Annotated in this window: 10 protein-coding genes and 1 tRNA gene; 1 reads left to right on the forward strand and 10 read right to left on the reverse strand. The window is 70.9% G+C overall.

Translation table 11 applies throughout. The features are described from left to right. Window positions 1–300 precede the first annotated feature (300 nt). The 9 genes from ABC337_RS02795 to ABC337_RS02835 form a co-directional block, all read right to left on the reverse strand. Window positions 301–3,009 (reverse strand): LuxR C-terminal-related transcriptional regulator, encoded by a 2,709-nt coding sequence (locus ABC337_RS02795; protein ID WP_412882461.1) that lies wholly within the window; start codon window positions 3,007–3,009, stop codon window positions 301–303. 67 nt (window positions 3,010–3,076) lie between these two features. Further along, window positions 3,077–5,815 carry a helix-turn-helix transcriptional regulator gene (locus tag ABC337_RS02800; protein WP_412882460.1) on the reverse strand — a complete coding sequence of 913 codons (2,739 nt, stop codon included), beginning with the start codon at window positions 5,813–5,815 and terminating at the stop codon, window positions 3,077–3,079. Window positions 5,816–6,106: 291 nt separating this feature from the next. After that, complete coding sequence (locus ABC337_RS02805; protein ID WP_412882459.1) at window positions 6,107–8,830, reverse strand: helix-turn-helix transcriptional regulator; 2,724 nt, start codon at window positions 8,828–8,830, stop codon at window positions 6,107–6,109. Then, window positions 8,817–11,549 carry a helix-turn-helix transcriptional regulator gene (locus ABC337_RS02810; protein ID WP_412882458.1) on the reverse strand — a complete coding sequence of 911 codons (2,733 nt, stop codon included), beginning with the start codon at window positions 11,547–11,549 and terminating at the stop codon, window positions 8,817–8,819. The genes ABC337_RS02805 and ABC337_RS02810 overlap by 14 nt, the downstream gene beginning before the upstream one ends. Before the next feature lie 214 nt (window positions 11,550–11,763). Then, window positions 11,764–12,351, reverse strand: a complete 588-nt coding sequence (gene pth, locus ABC337_RS02815; RefSeq protein WP_412882457.1) for an aminoacyl-tRNA hydrolase — start codon at window positions 12,349–12,351, stop codon at window positions 11,764–11,766. 97 nt (window positions 12,352–12,448) lie between these two features. Then, window positions 12,449–13,078, reverse strand: a complete 630-nt coding sequence (locus tag ABC337_RS02820; protein ID WP_412882456.1) for a 50S ribosomal protein L25/general stress protein Ctc — start codon at window positions 13,076–13,078, stop codon at window positions 12,449–12,451. Window positions 13,079–13,303: 225 nt separating this feature from the next. After that, entirely contained in the window at window positions 13,304–14,284 is a 981-nt protein-coding gene (locus tag ABC337_RS02825) for a ribose-phosphate diphosphokinase (RefSeq protein WP_290258513.1), read from the reverse strand. Window positions 14,285–14,289: 5 nt separating this feature from the next. Further along, window positions 14,290–15,777 carry a bifunctional UDP-N-acetylglucosamine diphosphorylase/glucosamine-1-phosphate N-acetyltransferase GlmU gene (glmU, locus tag ABC337_RS02830; RefSeq protein WP_412882455.1) on the reverse strand — a complete coding sequence of 496 codons (1,488 nt, stop codon included), beginning with the start codon at window positions 15,775–15,777 and terminating at the stop codon, window positions 14,290–14,292. Between the two features lie 107 nt (window positions 15,778–15,884). After that, window positions 15,885–15,956 (reverse strand) — tRNA-Gln (locus ABC337_RS02835). 198 nt (window positions 15,957–16,154) lie between these two features. Between ABC337_RS02835 and ABC337_RS02840 the strand changes: the two genes are divergently transcribed. After that, complete coding sequence (locus ABC337_RS02840; RefSeq protein WP_412883234.1) at window positions 16,155–16,754, forward strand: TetR/AcrR family transcriptional regulator; 600 nt, start codon at window positions 16,155–16,157, stop codon at window positions 16,752–16,754. Window positions 16,755–17,300: 546 nt separating this feature from the next. On the opposite strand, the gene ABC337_RS02845 is transcribed toward ABC337_RS02840, so the two are convergent. Then, window positions 17,301–19,130 (reverse strand): ABC-F family ATP-binding cassette domain-containing protein, encoded by a 1,830-nt coding sequence (locus tag ABC337_RS02845; protein WP_412882454.1) that lies wholly within the window; start codon window positions 19,128–19,130, stop codon window positions 17,301–17,303. Window positions 19,131–19,162: the final 32 nt, after the last annotated feature.

Consider the following 19,162-nt stretch of genomic DNA (forward strand, 5'->3'; position numbering starts at 1 on the left):
AAAGGGAGCCGGCGGCGGCTGGGGGGAGAGCCTCGGTCTCAGAAGGCTCTGACGCCGCCGGCTCCGTCTGAGGGGTACGGCTGCCGTTTGCGGGCACCGTACGGTTCCATCGAGGGAAGCCGGATGAAGCGAAAGCCAAGTTTGTGGAGCGTTGTCCTTTCGGGCCGTTCCCTTGACTGAGTCAAGTTAATCAAATCCCGGCGGTGCTCCACACGAGTAGGACTTACCCGACTTCCCTCGGCCGCTACCCTGCCGAACTACTTAGGCGTACTCCCGGCCGGCCGGAGCGCCGGCCGGGAACTACGCAGGACCTCCCGGCGGCCTCGTCCCCGGCCCGAATCCGGATCCCGGAGGGGTGAGGATGTCCGGTTCCGCGTCGACGAGTTCGGAGCGCCGGCTGACACCAAGTTTGGCGAAGACCCGGTACAGGTGCCCTTCCACCGTGCGGGTGGAGAGGGTCAGTGCGGCGGCGATCTCGACGTTGCTGGCGCCCTGGCTGACCAACCGGAGGATCTCGGCCTCGCGGGCCGTCAGGTCCGCGTGGTGGTCCCCGTGGACAATGTTGATGCTCTCCGACATCCCGGCCGCGACCATGCGGTGGTGGACCTTGCGCTGGACCACCGTCAGCTTCCACTTGTGCGGATCGTTTTCCAGGCAGCGGGCAGCCTGCTGGGCGGCCTCCAGGGCCAGGAGCAGGTAGCCGGCCGCCAGCGCCTCGTCGCTGAGGGAACTGAGCGCGGTGGTGTCCGAGTCGGCCACGGCGCGGGCGAAGGCACGCAGCAGGGAGCCCTCGGGACCCTCGATCGCGGCGCTGCTGCGGGCCAGCGCCTCCGCGGCGGCCGGGTCGCCGTCGCGCACGGCCAGGCGCCGGACCTCCGTCTCGACGCCGAACAGGCCACGGTCCCGGGCACCGTCCGCCAGCCGGTCCAGCCGGTGCTGCCGCGCGGCGGGGCCGGCGCCGGCGTCGTCCGCGGCGGTGCAGTAGGCGTCGGCGAGCAGCCGCAGCGGGGCCGGACCGCCCAGCGGTTCCGCACGGTAGGCGCGCGCGTTGGCGGCGGCGTCGTCGTTCCGGCCGACGACGAAGGCGGCGTAGGCCGCGAGCGCGTGGGCCAGCGGACGCAGCCGCCACGGGTCGGCGACGGTCAGCTCCTCGACCCCGATCAGCAGTTCGGCCAGGCTCTCCGGGAACCGGCCCTGGCGCAGGCGGGAGAAGCCGCGCACCAGGTGCAGCAGACCGCCGCTGTAGAGCAGCCGGAAGGGCAGGGCCGCGGCGTAGCCGTCGACGGCGGCGGCGAGTTCGTCCCACTCCCCCGCCCGGACCAGGTTCAGGCAATGCCGGGCGAGCAAATCCTCACGCACGAGGGGCAACGCAGCCGTCGCCGGGCCCGCCTGCGGCCAGGCCTGCCGGTCCGTCCCGAGCCCTGTCACCACCAGCCCCCGGACCGACTGCAGCTCCGCCACCCGGAACGCAGCCGGGACGCCCAGCTCCTCCGGCACGCCGGGGAGGTTGGCCAGGGCTGTCCAGCGGCGCTGCAGCTCCCCGGCGGGGTCGTCGTCCGGACCCAGCAGCAACTGTGCGGCGAGACCGGGCGCCTCGGAACCGGACCACTCCCCGGCGGTGCCCCGGTCCCCCGAGGTGTCCTTCTCCCTTGCGACGTCGCCGTCGCCTGCCGGGCCTGCCGTGCCTGTCTCCGGGGCGGCTCCTCCCAGCCGCGCGGCGAGGAGGGCCGCCAGGTAGGAGGGCCGGCCGTAGGGAACGGCCCCGGCGGACCTCAGCTGCCCGGCGGCGGCCTCCGTCCGGCCCAGGAGATACTGCGCGTAGGCCAGCTGGATCTTCGCCTCCGGCGCGCGGTCACCCCCGACGGCAGCGGTGGCGGCACGAAGCGCGGTGACGGCGTCGAGGGCGGCGTTCGCTCTCGCGGCGCCGTACACCAGGTCTCCGGGGGCGAGCTCGGCGCCGGCGTCGAGCGCCCAGCGCAACCTGTTGAGGTAGGCCTCGGGATGGCCGTCGCTGAAGCCCGGCAGCTGCAGCAGGCTGGCCCGCAGCCCGGCGCTCCGTCCGGCGGGGACCCGGCCGCGGACGATCTCGCCCACCATGGGGCTTGCCGGCCGGACCAGCCGCTCCTGGTCCCGGGAGACGGCAATGATCCCCGCCATTTCGAGGGCGTCGACGGTCTTGGGGTTGCTGAAGCGCAGGATCTCTCCGAGCGAGAGCGGTCCGGCGAGGGAGACGATCGCGGCCACTGTCTGTTCCTCGGCGGGCAGGGACCGCACCCGGTGGTCCACCAGGTCCGCGGCCGGCACCTGGGCCAGATCGGGGGGCGCCAGGAGGATCCAGGTACCCCGGCGCAGCCCGATGGAGCCGGTTTTTTGGGCGTGCCGGAGCAGGGACATGAGCAGGGCCGGTAGCCCGGCGGTCACCGTGCCGAAGAGTTCGCTGAGCCAGGGCGAGACGTCCGCGCGCAGCGCCTGCTCGCAGAACTGGTGCACCTCGGAGCGGGTGAGCGGGCCGAGGTCGTACTTGGCGATCAAGCCGTCGTCCCAGAGGGCCAGGAATTCCTCAGGCGTGGACGGGCCGGTCCGGCAGGCGGCCAACAGCCGGGCGGCCCCGGTCGCCACGGCCTGGGCGATCAGCCGCACCGTCCCGGCGTCCAGGTCCTGGGCGTCGTCGATGACAAAGAGGGGCGGGGCGGGGCTGCCCTTCAGGCGCTTCGTGAAGGCCCGCGCGACGGCGGCAGAGGAATCGAGGTCGTGCACCGGAAGGTCGGTCAGGACGGGGCCGAGGGCGCCGAACGGCACGGCGGAGAGCATCGCCGTCGGGGCGAGCCGGATCACCTCGCCGCGGACGGGAAGTTCACGCAGGATCTCCCGCACAACGGCGGTTTTCCCGGACCCGGCGACGCCGACGAGAAGCGCCCCGGAGCGTTCCTCGTCGCGCAGGCACGCCACGGCGTCCCGGACGACACCGGACCTGCCGATGAGCGCCATCTGGTCCGTGAGGCTTTCCACCCAGGTCCTTTCCCCGCTGGCGGCTGGCGGCTGGCGGCCGCCAGGCCCGATGAGCTGTGGCGCCCCGCTAGCCGATGCGGGCGTTGCCGGTGGTTCCGGCGATGGCATCTTTGAGTTCGGACCGGCTCGCGAGGTGCAGCTTGGCGTACACCTGGTAGAGATGGCCTTCCACGGTCCGGACCGAGACCTGCATCTGTTCGGCGATCTTGCGGTTCGACGTCCCGGCCGCGGCCCGGACCGCGACCTCGCACTCGCGTGCCGTGAGGATGGACGAGGTCAGGGCCTGGACGCCGTTGCGGGGCCCGCCGAAGCGTTCGTCCAGCATGTGCTCGGTGCGCTGGGCGACCCGGAGGGCGATCCGGTTGCCGGCGTCGTTGGCGCAGGTGACGGCCTTGCGTGCCACGTCCCGGGCGAAGACTGCGTCTCCCGCGGCGTCGGCGTCCTTGGCCACGGTCAGCAGCGCCTCGCTGGCGGCGTCCTTGACGCCGTTGGCCAGGCGCAGGCAGAGCATCGCGAACTGGCCCGTGACGCTGCCGGCCAGGCCGCCGAGCTTCTGGCTGGCCTGGCGGTCGCCGAGCCGCGCGGCGGCGGACTGGAACAACAGCGCGGTGGCCACCGCTCCCGCCTCGAAGTCGGCGTCCGCCTCGACGCCCAGGGAGCGGATCGCCGCGGCCCGCTGGCCCAGTTCCGCGGTGGCGCCCAGCTCGAAGTAGCGGGTGAGCCGCGCGGTGAGCCAGGGAGCCGGTTGCTCCAGGGCGGAGAGTTCCGCCAACTGGATCGCTGCTTCGTCGGCGTTGCCGTGCAGGCCGTTGGCGTAGGCGCAGGCTGCCGTCGCGAGCCCGGTGAAGGCGTCCCGGTCGTTGGTCCGCAGCTGCCAGAGCCCGGCTTCGAGGCTGTGCAGGGCCTCCTCGAGCCGGCCGGCGTGCAGGCTGATGAGTCCCTGGCCGATCTCGAACATGCCGCCCAGGCGGCAATGCGGGTCCGGCACCTCGGAGGTGAGGGTCAGGAACTCGCCGGCCTCCTTGAACCGGGCGGAGAGCAGCATCAGCAGGAGCATCCGGCCGCGGAGTTCGCGCAGGTTCCGGTCTGTCATGGGGACCGCGGCCGCGGCGGAGAGGACCTGCTTGGCCAGGCCGCTGGCGCCCAGGACGTTGCCGGTCACCGCCATGGCCTCGCAGAGCAGTCCGCCGGCGACGACGCCCGATTCTGTGCCGAGGTCTGCGACGTCGAGGTCCTCGCGCATGGCCAGCACGTCGGTGTACCGGCCCTCGTGGACGGCCAGCCGGGCTTCGGCCAGTCGAAGCTGCGCCGCCGCGCGGTGTCCGGCGTCGGTGTCCGCGTCCGGCCGGGCCGCGAGCGACGGACGCAGGTCCAGCACCCGTCCGGAGGCCGCGGGGGCCGTCCCGGGGCTGCGGTGTTCCAGCTCGGCGAGCAGGATATTGACGCCCACCCACTCCGGCGCGGTCAGGTCGGACCCCTGGCCGCTAACCAGCGGGTGCAGCAGCCGGCGTGCGGCCTCGTCGTTGCCAAGGCCCAGATGGGCCCTGGCGGCCTCGATGACGGCCGCGGGCATCTCCGCCAGTTCCTCGACCGCATGCAGGAAGCGCAGGGCGGCGGCGGGATCGGAGGAGTCGTTGGCGCGCCGGGCCGCCGCGAGGGCCAGCTCCGGGCTGATTTGTTCGCCGCAGTCCAGAGCCCAGGCCACTCCGGTGGGGCCACCGGGTTCGAGGCTGTTGGCGGTTTCCTGCACCGCGGTGAGGCGGCGCCGCAGTTCGGCGCTGCGGCCCGGGGGGACGACGCTTCCGACGATGGCTGCGGTCACGGTGTTGGAGACCCGAACGGTCGGCGGGTGCTCGTGGCTGACCTGGATCAGGCCGCGTTCCTGGAGGGTGTCCATGTCGTGGGGGTTGAAAATGCTCATGAGCGTCTGCAGGGGCACGGCACCGGCGAGCGCCAGCAGCTCGAAGACGTCCCGCTGGCCGGGGCTGAGCCGGTTCAGGCGGGCCTTCACCACGTCCCGGACCTCGCCGGTGAGCGAGATCGGACGGCGGCCGAGGACCCAGGTGCCGTCCTGCTTGGCGATCGCACCCAGCTTGATCTGTTCGCGGGCCAGGGAGTGCAGGAAGAGTGCGTTGCCGCCGCTGGCGGTCCAGAGGGCGCGGGCCGCGGCGTGCGAGAACTGGCCGCCGTACTCCTGGTTGAGGGTGGCCGTGGTCTCGGCGAAGTCGAACGGCTCCAGGTCCACGCGGCGCAGGAGGTCGTCCTTCCACAGGCCCATGATGTCGCCGCCGACATGCGGCAGGTCGACGCAGGCGGCCAGCAGGGTCACGTGGCCGCCGGCGCTAAGCTGGGCCACCATCATGCAGGAGAGGTCGTCCAGGTCGTGGGCGTTGTCCACGAACAGGGCGATGGTGCGGCCCTGGGCCTTGGCGTGGAGCAGCTGGGTCAGGCCGCGCAGGACCATGAGCGGGTGTTCAAGGTGGGAGGAGTCGAGGTCGTTGAGCAGCACGCTGAGCGCCCCATAGGGCAGCTTCGAGGAGATTGAGCTGCCGCGGACCTGGACCACCAGGTAGTCCTCCCCCAGCTGCTCCAGCGCACGCTGGGCGATGAAGGACTTGCCGGCGCCGTGCTCGCCTACCAAAACGACGCCGCAACCGGACCCGGAGGTCAAGGTTTCCACGACGTCGTCAATAATGTGCTGGCGGGTTTGTTGTTTGTCGGGCCGCCCGCCGGCGGCATGGAGCGCGGGTGGAATCACATCTGTTTTACCGCTGCCGGCGGGCACGCCGGTGTCATGCTGAAACATGGGAGAGACCTTCGCAATCAATGGATAGCCAGTGATAGCTCCACCGTATGGATGAGCCCCAACGATGACACCCGTAAGTAGTACCCGATTGGAAGGCAGGTATTCGGAGGCCCTTACTTGGGTGTACTCAATTCGTTGACCGGAGGCCCCGGGATGGACCAAGTAGTCCCCCGCCGGGCCGCGTCACCGGGTACGTATCCGGTTGTCGGCGGGTCCGGCGGCCTGTCCGGTGCTAGGTCCAGTAGTTGCGGGGCCCGGCGGGCCGCACGCGAAACTGTGGCGGATTCCGGGTCAGTCGTCGGCGGAGAGGCGGCGCAGGTCCTCGCGGCCCTTGATGTTCAGCTTGGCATAGCTGCGGTAGAGGTGGCCCTCCACGGTGCGGACGGAGACCTGCAGTTCGGCGGCGATCTGGCGGTCGCTCAGGCCGCGGACGGCGCGGGCGACGATGTCCCGTTCACGCCGTGTGAGCAGTGCCAGGGCACCGTCCTGCGCCTCCGCTTCCTGACCCGGAGTGCTGGAAGCGCGGTCACGGCAGCGCTGGCGCTGCGCGGCCGCGACCCGTTCCCGCAGGGTGTCCCCCGTCTCGCGGTACGCGGCGGCGGCGTCGTCGTAGGCCTGCGCCGCGAAACCCCACAGCTCGGCCTCCTCGCAGCCCTTGGCAGCCGTCAGCAGCTCGCCGGCGTCCCCGGTGCCCAGCGCCGCGGCGTAGGCGCAGACCGCCGCCGGGCGCGGGCCGTCCAGTTCCGGTTCGAGTTCCCGTAGCCGTGCCGCGGCGCTCTTGTCGCCGAGGGCCAGCCGCCAGGCCAGCGACTCGAACTCGAGCCCGGCGCCCTCGGGTCCCGTGGACTCCCCAAGCCTCCGGAGCTCGCCGATGGCATCCGGGTGGTCTTCCAGCCTGCCTTTCCCGTAGATCACCGCCATCGCGGCGAGGGTGCGCAGGTAGCGGGAGGCCGGCGGCCTGGCGGATTCGTAGTCCGCCAGCAGCCCCGCGGCCTTGCTCTTGGCCCCCACCTCCGCCGCGGCGGCGAACGCCATGGCCGCGGTCAGGGCGAAGAGCTGCTGGGCATCGGCGATCCGCAGGGCCTCAAGGCCTACCCGCAGCGTCTTCTTCGCTTCGGCGGCACGGCCCTGGTAGAGCAGCATGATCCCGGCCGCGGTGTGGACGCCGCCGCCGAAGGCGATCAGGCTGGCCCCGTAGCTGGCCGAGAACCCGCCGAGCAGTCCCTCGGCGCCGCTCCAGTTTCCCCCGTGGACCATCGGCGTGGCGGCCCGGACGGCCAGGAAGTCGGTGAGGAAGGACACCTCCTCGTCGGCTCTCCCGGCGGCCTCGATCCCCTGGGTCGCGGCCGCGTAGGCGTCCTCGGTTTTTCCCCGGACCAGCAGCTGCTCGGCTGCCAGGGCCAGCTCGAAGGCGCGCTCCAGGTGGTTGTCCGGGAGCTCCTCACCCGCCGCAGCCGTGGCGGAGAAGGACCCGCCGGGCTCCGCGCCGCCGTCGTCCTCGCGTTCGCCCGCCAGCGCCCGCGCCAGCGCACGCAGGGAGCGGACCCGCGCGGCGGTCGCGGCCCGGATGCCGTCCGCCTCCGCCGGGCGCTCCCCGGCGAGCCGCTCCCCCGCGGCCAGCAACTCCTCCGAGCGCCGGACGATCTCGGCCGGCTTATGCCCAAGGGCGGTGAGGACGGCCGCCCACAGCAACGTGCCGGAGAGCAGGCCCGTGACGGTGCCGCCCCGGCCGAAGTCCGCCTCCAGGATGTCCCGGGCGGCGGCGTGGTTTGCGGTGTTGTAGTACGTGCGTGCGACGATCGCCCGTCCCGCCATGCGCAGGTCCGGGTCCTTCACCTGGCCGGCTGCCCGGCGGGCGAGGTCGTCCTCGAAGAGTCCGCTGGCCAGCGCGGCGGCGCGCAGCAGCTGACGGTCGCCGACCTCCATGCCGCACTCCAGCGACCAGCTCACCTGGCGGAGCAGCCCCTCGGCACTGGCCGGTTCCCGGTCCATCAGGCGGAGCAGGCCCTGCCGGAGCTGGAGGCTGCGGGCCGGCGAGACGAGGTTTCGCAGGGTGTCGCCGTAGGTGGTGTGCCAGAGCCGCAGCTCCGGCTCTGCCGCGTCGGTCACCCGGAGCAGTTCCTGTTCGACCAGTCCCGCGACCGTGTCCTCGTCCACCATGGCCTCGACGAGTTTCCGGGACACCGGCTCGGAGAGTGCCACCAGGTTCAGGGCGGTGCGCTCGTCCGCTGAGAGGCGGAGCAGCTGCCGGCGCACGACGTCGGTGAGCCGCTCGCCGTGGCTGTTCAGGACCCGGGTGAGGAGCCAGACGCCGTTGTGTTGCTTGAGCGTGCCGTCGTTCCGGGCGTCGTCGATCAGGCAGGTCAGCAGCAGCGGGTTCCCGGCCGAGGCGTGCCAGAGCATTTCCGCGGCGCTCGGCAGCACCTGCGGGCCGAGCCGCTCGGCCAGGAAGTCCTGCGTCTGTTCGAGGGTCAACGGTCGCAGGTCGTGCCGCTCCGCGATTCCCTCGAACCAGAGCTCCAGCAGCGGGGTGGGCAGTCCCGGTCGGACGGCCGCGCTGACCAGCAGCTTCGCCCAGCCCGCCGCCGCGAGCTCCACGAGCACCGAGGCGGTGGCCTCGTCCAGGTCGTGGGCGTCGTCGACGATCAGGAGCAGCGGCTGGCCGGTGACCCGCCGCTGGGCCTCCAGGTGGCTCCAGAAGGTCCGCAGCACGGCCAGCTGCGACGTGGCTTCCTCCACCGGAAGCTCCACAATGTAGGGCGCGAGGACACCGTAGGGGACGTTGCCCAGGGCCGGGCTCCCGTGCAGGCGCACGGCCGTGACCTCGTCCCGTAGCTCGGTGGCGACGGCCTCCATCAGGGTGGACTTGCCGATCCCGTGTTCGCCCACCAGCAGCACGGCCACGTGCATGCCGCCCCGCAGGGCCTCGGCCGCGGCGCGCAGGTCTTCGGCCCTGCCGGTCAGGCCCGCGCCCCGCGTCTCCCGGGAGCCGGCGGCGGCCTTAGATGAGTCCAAGCAGATCACTCCGCGAGGACACCCCGAGCTTCGTGAAGACCTGGTACAGGTGGCCTTCGACGGTGCGGACGGAGATGCCGATGTCCTGGGCGATGTCCTTGTTTGTGACGCCGTTGCCGGCCAGGGACGCGATCTGCCGTTCCCGGTCGGTCAGCAGCGGCCCCTTGTTCCTGGGCACCACCGGCAGCGACGGCACCGAGTCGGTGAGGGACTCCAGCATGCTGTGCGCCGCGGTGGCGAGGCTGGCCTGGCCGGCGCCCCGGGCGAAGTCGAACGCCAGCGCCGCGCAGCGGGCCTGGACGGCGTCGAGCTCCAGCGCGGCGGCCAGTGCGGCGGCGTCGAGCATGGTCTCGGCATCTTTTGTCCGGCTCCCGACGGCCACCACCCGGGACAGTTCGGCCAGCTGGCCCTGCCGGCGGCCCGCGATTTCCTCCATGAACAGGAAGTCTTTGACCGTGCCGTTGACGGTGGCGCCCAGCATGCTGATGCCGGCCAGGGTGTAGAGGCCGTCCCGGTCGTAGCGTTCGGCCGCGCGGACCAGGCGGTCCTTGGCGTCAGGGTCCCCGAGCCAGCGGGAAGCCATATCCATGCAGAAGTCCGCTGAGCTGCTGACGACAAACCGGCCCGGTCCGTCGGCGGAGCGTGCCCGGTCCAGGTAGATCGTGGCCTGGACCGAGTTACCCATCTGGGCGTAGGCGAAGGCCGCGGCGGCGTAGGCCTGGCGCAGCGACTGCAGACTGGGACGGACCTCCAGCTGGGCGATCGCGGCCAGCAGCGGGTCCAGGGCCAGGTGGCCGCGGCCGGCGTAGACGTAGGCGAGCCCGACGGCGAGGTCCGTGGCGGCGCTGCCGGAGTGCAGGCCGTGCCCGGCCCGGCCGCTGGCATCCTTGAGCATGTCGATGCTCTGGCGCCACTGTCCGGCCAGGAGGAGGACGTTGAAGGACCGCCAGGCGAAGTTTTCCCGGAGCCGCGGGACGTTGGCCCGCTCACCCAGCTGGCCGGCGATGTCCCGCATCACGGACCGGGCCTCGAGTTCCCGGCCGGTCATGCCAAGCGCCTCCATCAGGATGATGGCGGCCCGGAGCCGGAAGTCGCGGTCGACGGCATCCGCCGCGGTGTTCTCGGCGGCGTCCCGGAGGCGCTGCATCATGGGCACGTAGTCGCCGATGAAGGACAGGTAGTTGAACTCACACAACTCGAGGCAGAGGCCCGCGCAGGCCAGACCGTCGTCGTCGGTGTCGGGGCCGAACTCCTGGAGCCGGAGCCGGGCCTGCCGGAGCAGTTCCGGGACCTTTCCGGAGCGGTCCTCGAGCCAGGCCATGCAGTCGGCCTTGGAGGCGATGAAGTCGGCGAACGCCCGCGGCGGCAGCGACATCAGCTGGGCCTCGGAGATGTCGTCCAGGGCGGACATTGCCTGCAGCGGCAGGCCCAGCTGGAGATAGGCGGCGGCCTTTTGCTGTTGACCCTCGGCCCACTCGCGGTCCCGGGAGCGGATGCTGCCGGCGCATTTGAGCGCGAACTTTGGGTCGAAGAGCCGCACGGCGGCCTTCGCCGCGGCCAGGGCGTGGGCGGGCGCCAGTTCGGCGTTGCAGTCGTGGGTCCAGGCGGCATACGCCAGCAGGTCCTGGACGGTCAGCTCGTCCAGCTCCTCTTCCCGGTGACCGGGGACCTTGTCCCGCAGTTCCAGGCGGCGTTCCACACTGAGCCAGTTCCGGACGATGTCCCCCAGATAGCGGTCGCCGAGGGTGACGAAGTGCCGGTCGGTATGGTCGACGACGATCTGGCCGGCCTCCTCCATGTCCGCGATGAGGGACGGGCCGTACATCCGGGCCAGCCGGGACAGTGACATGCTCCGGGCGCAGGAAAGCACCTCGATCACCTCGCGGGCCTCCGGGGACTCGCGGGCATAGCGTGCCCGGACGATATCCTCCAGGGCGGTGCGGCCGTCCAGGACCACCTCGTCCACCAGGGTCCACACGGAGCCGGCGAGGACCAGGTTGCCGCGCTCGATCTGTTCGGAGACCACGGCCTGCAGCAGGGTGGGGCTGCCGCCGACCAGTTCGTGCAGCTGGCTGGCCAGCGCTGTGGACACCCGGTGCCCCAGGGCTGCCTGCAGCACCTTGCGGGTCTCCAGTTCGGTCATGGCGGAGAGCCTGACCTCGGCCAGCTGGCCTGAGGTGATGAGCCAGTAGAAGTCCGGCGGGAGGTCGGTGGTGCGCTGGGCGGTGGCGACCAGGCGGGCGGTGCCGGTCTGCAGCAGGTTCAACAGGACCCCGGTGCTCTGCTCGTCCAGGGCGCCGGCGTTATCGAGCAGGATGACGCATTTGCGGCCGGCGGCGTCATCCCGGATCAACGAGGTGATCCCATGCAGGATGGCCGTCGGCGAGCCCAGGGAGCTTTGCGGAAGGCGGGCCAGCGTGAAGGACAGGCAGCCGTAGGGGGTGGCGGTGCCGTTGCCGGGGCTTCGGAGCTGGAGGGTGTAGACATCCGGGCCGAAGGCGGCGAGGGCGCTCCGTCCGACGAGCGACTTGCCCACCCCGCGGTCGCCGGTGATAACCACACCCATGCCCTCGGGCGCGGTCAGGGCGCGGACCACACGGTCGGCGTCGGCCCCGCGTGCAAGGCCGGACCAGGAATGGCGCCCGGCGGATGGCACGGCCGCGCTTCGGTCGTTGCCGCTGGCTGCGCCGGCCCGGGCCGGCGTGGGTGGCCCCGTCACGGAGACGTCCCCCCAATTCAGCGTATCCCTCGACATCAAGCCCCCTCTTACCGCTTGCGGACGGCTTATCCCGTGCCGTCGGCATGGAAGTAGCGTAACCCTACCCCGCGACACGGAAGTATGGCGATCATATCGACGCGCCGGACGGTCCGGGAAGGAGACTAGGGCCCTTGCCAGCCTGGGACGGCGGGGCTATGGCCGGGAGGGGCAGAGGTCAGGCCTTCGCGGGGTGGAACTTCTGCTGCGCGGCGAGCAGGCCCTCGCGGATGAGGTCCTCCACGGCGTCGGCGGCGGAGCCCACCAGGAAGGGCAGCTCCTTCTTTTCGGGTCCGGCGAAGTCACGGAGCACGAAGTCGGCGGTGTCCATCCGGCCCGGCGGCCGTCCCACGCCCACGCGCACCCGGAGGTAGTCCTTGGTGGCGAGGGCCTTGGAGATGTCGCGCAGGCCGTTGTGGCCGCCCTCGCCGCCGCCGAGCTTGAGCTTGATGGTGTCGAAGGGGATGTCGATCTCGTCGTGGACGGCGATGACATGGGCGGGATCGATGTCGTAGAACTTCGTCAGCGCCGAGACCGGGCCGCCGGAGACATTCATATATGTCAGCGGCTTGGCCAGCACCACGCGGGGGCCGCCGATGCCCATGCGGCCTTCCAGCACCTGGGCCCGTGCCGCCTTGTGCGACTTGAAGCCCCCGCCCACCCGTGCGGCAAGGTCGTCGAGGACCATCTGGCCGACGTTGTGCCGGTTGCGGGCGTATTCGGCGCCGGGGTTGCCGAGGCCGACGATCAGCCAGGTTTCGCTCATGGGTGGTTCCTTTCAGGGCGGCCCGCCGGGGCGGGGTGGGCACAGACGACGGCGGCCGGGCCCCTGTGGGACCCGGCCGCCGGAAGATTCGCCGTAATTACTCGGCGGCAGCTTCGGAAGACTCTTCCTCGGCAGCTTCCTCGCCGGCTTCCGGAGCCTCTTCGCCGGTCTCTTCTTCCTCGAGCTCGAGCTCGACGGCCTCGGAGACGTTGACGACCAGGGTCTCGGCGTCGGCCAGCAGGGTGGTGCCCTTCGGCAGGACCAGGTCGGAGGCGAGAACGTGCTCGCCGGCGCCGCGGCCTTCGACGCTGACCTCGATGGCGGTCGGCAGGTGGGTTGCCTCGGCCTCGAGCGGAACGGTGGTCAGTTCCAGGTTGTGGACGTTGCCCGGGGCAACTTCGCCGGTGACGGTGACGGGGACGTCAACGGCAACCTTCTCGCCCTTGCGGACGGTCAGCAGGTCGAGGTGCTCGACGATCTGCTTGACGGCGTTGCGCTGGATGTCCTTGACCAGGGCGAGGTGGGATTCGCCGTTGATGTCCAGGTTCAGCAGGGCGTTCGGGGTGCGGACGGCCAGGGTGGTGGCCTTCGACGGCAGGGTCACGTGGATCGGCTCGGCGCCGTGGCCGTAGATGACGGCGGGGATGAGGCCGGCCATGCGGGCGCGGCGGGCGAAGCCCTTGCCGAATTCGGTGCGTACTTCTGCTGCGAGCTTCTGCTCAGACATAGTGTCTCCTCTGGTGGAATGGTGGTTCAGCAAGGGCGGAGGTCTGTCAGCGACCTTCGACGCCGGGCGCGTGGCCCACTTCAGAAGGAGATTCAGACCCAGTCGATAACGGAGACCGGCAATCCTGCCGGCGCTCTCCCTCGCCAAGGTATCGGGAAAAAGTCTAGCAGTGCCGGCCCCCGTTGTGCTAAACGGGGCCCGGCACTGCCGTGGTGGAGCGAGCGGTCAGGCGTTGCCGTCGAACAGGCTGGTGACTGAGCCGTCGTCGAACACTTCGCGGATCGCGCGGGCAATCAGCGGCGCGATCGAGAGCACGGTCAGTTGCGGGAAGTGCTTGTTCGCGGCGATCGGCAGGGTGTTGGTCACGACGACCTCGCGAGCACCGGACTCGGAGAGCCGCTTGGCGGCCGGGTCGGAGAAAACGGCGTGCGTGGCGGCGATGATGACGTCCTTGGCGCCGGCGTTCTTCAGCACCTGGACGGCGCCGGAGATGGTTCCACCGGTGTCGATCATGTCGTCGATCAGCACGCAGGTGCGGCCCTCGATCTGGCCGACGACGGTCTTGGAGACGGCCTGGTTCGGCACGGTCAGGTCGCGGCTCTTGTGCACGAAGGCCAGCGGGGCGCCGCCAAGGCGCTCGGCCCACTGTTCGGCGACCCGGACGCGGCCGGTGTCCGGGGAGACGACGGTGATGTTGTCGGAGCCGACCCGGGTGCGGATGTAGTCCGCCAGCAGCGGGATGGCCATCAGGTGGTCCACGGGGCCGTCGAAGAAGCCCTGGATCTGCGAGGTGTGCAGGTCAACGCTCATGATCCGGTCGGCGCCGGCGGTTTTGTAGAGGTCGGCGACCAAGCGGGCGGAGATCGGCTCGCGGCCGCGGCCCTTCTTATCCTGCCGGGCGTACGGGTAGAACGGGGAGACCACGGTGATGCGCTTGGCGGAGGCCCGCTTGAGCGAATCGATCATGATCAGCTGTTCCATGAGCCAGTTGTTCAGCGGTGCCGGGTGCGCCTGGATGACGAAGGCATCGGTGCCGCGGACGCTCTCACCGGCGCGGACGTAGATCTCGCCGTTGGCGAAGTCGTAGGCGTCCAGCGGCAGCAGTTCGGTGCCCAGCTCCTTGGCGATCTCGCGTGCAAGCTCCGGGTGCGCCCGCCCGGCGGCCAGCACCAGCTTCTTCTCGCCGTGTGCCGTAATTTCGCTCATGTTTGCTAGCCCTCTTCTGTTGGTGCCGGAGTAGTGGAGGAAGTTGTGGTGCCGGCCGCCTCGGCCAGGGTGGCCGAAATGGAGCCGGGGCGGTTCGCCGCGACCCAGCCTTCGGCGTTGCGCTGCTTGGCCAGCGAGAGGGCCAGGGCGCCCGCGGGAACGTCGCTGCGGATCACCGCGCCGGCGCCGCTGTAGGCGCCGTCGCCGACCTGGACCGGGGCGACAAAGACGGTGTTCGAACCGGTGCGGACGCCGGAGCCGATGATGGTGCGGTGCTTCTTCTCGCCGTCGTAGTTGGCGGTGATGTTGCCGCAGCCAATGTTGGTGTCCTCGCCGATTTCGGCGTCGCCGGCGTAGCCCAGGTGGGAGAGCTTGGAGCCGCGGCCGATGGTGACATTCTTGGTTTCGTAGAACGCGCCGATCTTGCCGGTCTCGCCGAGGTCGGTGCCCGGGCGGAGGTAGGTGAACGGTCCCACCGAGGCGCGGGCGCCGATGCGCGAACCGGAGCCGTGGGTGCGGATGACCTTCGCACCCTCCCCCACCTCGACGTCGGTGAGCGTGGTGTCGGGGCCGACGACGGCGTCGCGGGCAATACGGGTGGTGCCGTGCAGCTGCGTGTTCGGGAGCAGGCGGACGTCCTCGTCGAGGGTAACGGTCGCGTCGATCCAAGTGGTGGCAGGGTCGACGACGGTGACGCCGGCGCGCATCCAGGCCTCGACGGTGCGGCGGTTGTGCTCGGCGCCGAGTGCGGAGAGCTGGACGCGGTCGTTGGCGCCCTCGACCTGCCAGCGGTCCTCGGTGACGACGGCGGCGACACGGCCGCCGGCGGTACGGGCCAGGGCCAGGACGTCGGTGAGGTACTTCTCGCCCTGGGCGTTGTCGGTGGTGACGTGCGCCAGCGCGTCACGGAGGACGGCGGCGTCGAAAGCGTAGATGCCGGAGTTGACCTCGCGGATGCCGCGTTCGGCCTCGGAGGCGTCCTTGTGCTCGCGGATGCCGGTAACGGTGCCGTCCTCGGCGCGGAGGATGCGGCCGTAGCCGGTGGCGTCGTCGAGCACGGCGGTCAGCACGGTGACGGCGTTGCCGCCGGCCTCGTGCGCGGCCACCAGTTCGGCGAGCAGGCCGCCGGTGAGCAGCGGGACATCGCCGTAGGTGACGACGACGGTGCCGGTCAGCGGGCCGCCGGCATGCCGGGCATCGAGCGCCTCGAGGGCTGCCTCGACCGCGCGGCCGGTGCCGGGGATGTGGTCCTGGTCCACGATCAGCGCCTCGGGATCCAGCGCGGCGATGTGCGCGGCGACGAGGTCACGTTCGTGCCGGACCACGAGGGCCAGTTCCTCCGGGTGCAGGGCGCGCGCGGCGTTCAGGGCGTGGCCGACCAGGGAACGGCCGCCGATCTCGTGGAGAATCTTGGGGGTACGGGACTTCATCCGGGTACCGGCGCCTGCTGCAAGGACTATGACGGCGGCTGGGCCGGTGTTCTCGGGGCTCACGTACGGGCTCTCCTTGCTCAGCGGCCTGACTCGTGGCCGCTGCTCGGTGGATCTCGGCATCCTGTCCATCCTACTGGAATCCACAGGGCCCCCACCCGCTGCCGCAGTTCCGCCCATAGGACTCGAACCTATACTCCACGGCTCCAAAGGCCGGGGTGCTGCCATTACACCAGAGCGGACCATGCCCGGCGGTTAGGCCCTGGCACGAGAGCCAATTCTGCCACGAAGCATGTTGCTCGTGCGACTCGGCGGTCCGCGGCGGCCGCGCGGATTAGGGCATGATGGATGCTGTGAGTGAGAACGCAGGCGGGTCCGGAGGGGCGGACCACCGCACCGGCATGCCGGGGCGGGCGCCCGGCCATATCCCGCGGCCCCGGATGACCGGCGCCGCGCGGCGGCTGCAGTTGCTCGACGTCGGCCGCGCTCTGTTCGCCGCCCGCGGCCGGGACGCCACCACCATCGAGGAGATCGCCTCGGCCGCCGGTGTCTCCAAACCGGTGATCTACGAGCACTTCGGCTCCAAAGAGGGCCTCTACAGCCAGGTCGTCTCCCACGAGTTTGGGATACTGCTGGGTGCCGTCGGCGGGGCACTGTCCGCGGACGCGAAGCCCCGGGTCCTGGTGGAGCGGGCGATCCTGGCACTGCTGGGCTACATCGAGGACCGGGCAGAGGGTTTCCGGATCCTGGTCCGAGACGCTCCCCCGGCCCAGCCCGGCGGAGCCTTCCCCGCTCTCCTTGCCCAGGTCACCACCCGGGTGGAGCACATCCTGGCCGACGAGTTCTCCCGCCGCGGCTTCAGCGCCGCCGACGGCGCCATCTACGCCCAGATGCTGGTGGGGATGGTGGCGATGACCGGCCAGTGGTGGCAGGACACCCGTACCCCGAACAAGCACGAGCTGGCAGCGCACCTGGTGAACCTCGCCTGGAACGGTCTCACCGGCCTGCAAAAGGACCCGGGCCTGCAGATCGACGGCTGAGCTTGTGGTTGCCTCCGCGGAGCGGTGGCCCTTCGCGGTAGCGTGGTCGCCTTCGCTGCGCGGTGGCCGTTCGCTGGTGTTGTCACCTTCGCGGCGCGGTGGCCCTTCGCCGTCGCTTAGCGCTTAGTCCCTTCCCAGCACTCGCAAGCTCGCGCCGGGGCCCTCGGGACACGCTTCGCCGCAACAGGCCCCTGCGGTCGCTGAGCGACCTTTCGGGGCCCGTTGCACCGCGATGCGCGACTACGCGAAGAACCACAGCACCGCTCGCGGCAAAACGGCTTCTTCCCAGCCACGCGCGATCGGCGCGACGCGTCGCGCGCGGATACACCACGCGGCACTTGGCGCACCTAGAGCACGTCGCGCTGTCGTTCGCCACGCACTGGGGTGAGACGCGTCGCCGGAGGCGGTCCTTCCGAAAGGAGCGCATCGCGACGCTCCGGGGTCCGGAGGTCGCCCAGCGACCGCAGGACTCCGGAGCGTTGTGTCTAAGCGACGCGGAAGGGCCGTCTTCGGCACCCACGCCAACCGCGGAGAAACGGCCCGGAGCTACTCGCCGAGGGTTTCTGCGGCTTCAAGCCATTCGAGTTCGAGGGTTTCGCGTTCGGTGGCGAGTTCCTGGAGCTTGGCGTTCAGGGCGGCGAGTTCGTCGAACTTGCTTGCGTCGCCGGCGCCGGCCGCCATCTGGGCGTGGATCTTGTCCTCCTGCTGCTGCAGCTTGCCCAGCTGGCGGTCGATCCGGTTCTTGGCCTTGCGGGCCTCGCGCTTCTCCGCCTCGGACGGGCCGGATGCCGCGGACGCGGCCGTGCCGCCGCCGGAGGTGACCGGGTTGCCGCCGCCGGACACCGTGGAGCCGGCCAGGGCTGCCTCGCGCAGTTCCAGGTACTGGTCCACGCCCCGCGGCAGGGCACGGAGCTTGCCGTCGCCCAGCAATGCCATCTGGTGGTCGGTGACGCGTTCGAGCAGGTAGCGGTCGTGGCTGACCACGACGAGGGTGCCGGGCCAGCCGTCGAGGACGTCTTCGACGGCGGCGAGGGTGTCCGTATCCAAGTCGTTGGTGGGCTCATCGAGCATGAGCACGTTCGGCTCCCCCACCAGCAGGCGGAGCAGCTGCAGGCGGCGCCTTTCGCCGCCGGAGAGATCCTTGACCGGGGTCCACTGCTTCTCGTTCGTGAAGCCCAGCTGCTCAACGAGCTGGCCGGCCGTGAATTCCTTGCCGCCGACGTTGAAGGAGCGCTTCTCCCGCTCGATGACCTCGATCACGCGCAGGTCGGAGACGTCGTCGAGCTCCTTGACCTCCTGCGTCAGGACGGCGGTGACGACGGTCTTGCCGCGCTTGAGCTTGCCCGTGGTGGGTTCGATCTCGCCGTTGAGCAGTTTCAGCAGCGTGGTCTTGCCGGCGCCGTTGACGCCCACCAGGCCCAGCCGCTCCCCCGGGGCCAGGCGCAGGGTGATGTTGTCGAAGAGCTTCCGGCCGGACTCGTCACCGCGCAGGTCGAGGGAGACGTTCTCCAGGTCCAGCACGTCCTTGCCGAGCCGGGCGGTGGCCATCTTGCTCAGCGCGGTGGTGTCGCGGGGCTCGGGGACGTCGGCGATCAGGGCGTTGGCGGCCTCGATCCGGAACTTCGGCTTGGCGGTGCGGGCGGGGGCGCCGCGGCGCAGCCACGCGAGTTCCTTCTTGACCAGCTGCTGGCGCTTGGATTCGACGACGGCGGCGGAGCGGTCACGCTCGGCGCGCGCCAGGACGTAGGCCGCGTAGCCGCCCTCGAAAGGGTCGACGATGCCGTCGTGGACTTCCCAGGTCTTGGTGCAGACCTCGTCGAGGAACCAGCGGTCGTGGGTGACCACCAGGAAGGCGCCCTGGTTGGCGCGCCAGCGGGACTTCAGGTGCCGGGCCAGCCAGGCGACGCCCTCGACGTCGAGGTGGTTGGTGGGCTCGTCGAGCATGATGACGTCGTGGTCCTCGATCAGGAGCTTGGCCAGCGCCACGCGGCGCTTCTGGCCGCCGGAGAGGGAGTGGACGTTGGCGTGCCAGTCGACGTCGGAGACCAGTCCGCCCATGATCTCGCGGATCTGCGGGTTGCGGGCCCACTCGTAGTCGGCCTGGTCGCCGACGATCGCGGCGCCGACGGTGAGGTCGCCGTCGAGCACGTCGCTCTGGTCCAGGTAGCCGACGTTGACGTCGCCGCGCTTGGTGACGCGGCCGGAGTCCGGGGTGGAACGCAGGGCGAGCAGCCGCATCAGGGTGGATTTACCGTCGCCGTTGCGGCCCACCATGCCGATCCGGTCCCCTTCTTCGAGGCCGAGGGTGATGCCGTCGAGGACGGTGCGGGTTGCGTACGAAACCGTGAGGTTTTCGCCGCCGAGCAGGTGTGCCACGGGGAACTGCTTTCCTGGATCTGAAGGACCCC

Source organism: Arthrobacter phoenicis (genome assembly GCF_047238215.1).
GTDB lineage: Bacteria > Actinomycetota > Actinomycetes > Actinomycetales > Micrococcaceae > Arthrobacter.

What these genes read in the sequence shown, in the direction of transcription:
- ABC337_RS02840 (WP_412883234.1), top strand. Translation starts at nt 16,155, where the DNA reads ATGACCGGCGCCGCGCGGCGGCTGCAGTTGCTCGACGTCGGCCGCGCT.
- ABC337_RS02825 (WP_290258513.1), bottom strand. Translation starts at nt 14,284, where the DNA reads ATGAGCGAAATTACGGCACACGGCGAGAAGAAGCTGGTGCTGGCCGCC.
- pth (WP_412882457.1), bottom strand. Translation starts at nt 12,351, where the DNA reads ATGAGCGAAACCTGGCTGATCGTCGGCCTCGGCAACCCCGGCGCCGAA.
- ABC337_RS02820 (WP_412882456.1), bottom strand. Translation starts at nt 13,078, where the DNA reads ATGTCTGAGCAGAAGCTCGCAGCAGAAGTACGCACCGAATTCGGCAAG.
- ABC337_RS02800 (WP_412882460.1), bottom strand. Translation starts at nt 5,815, where the DNA reads ATGTTTCAGCATGACACCGGCGTGCCCGCCGGCAGCGGTAAAACAGAT.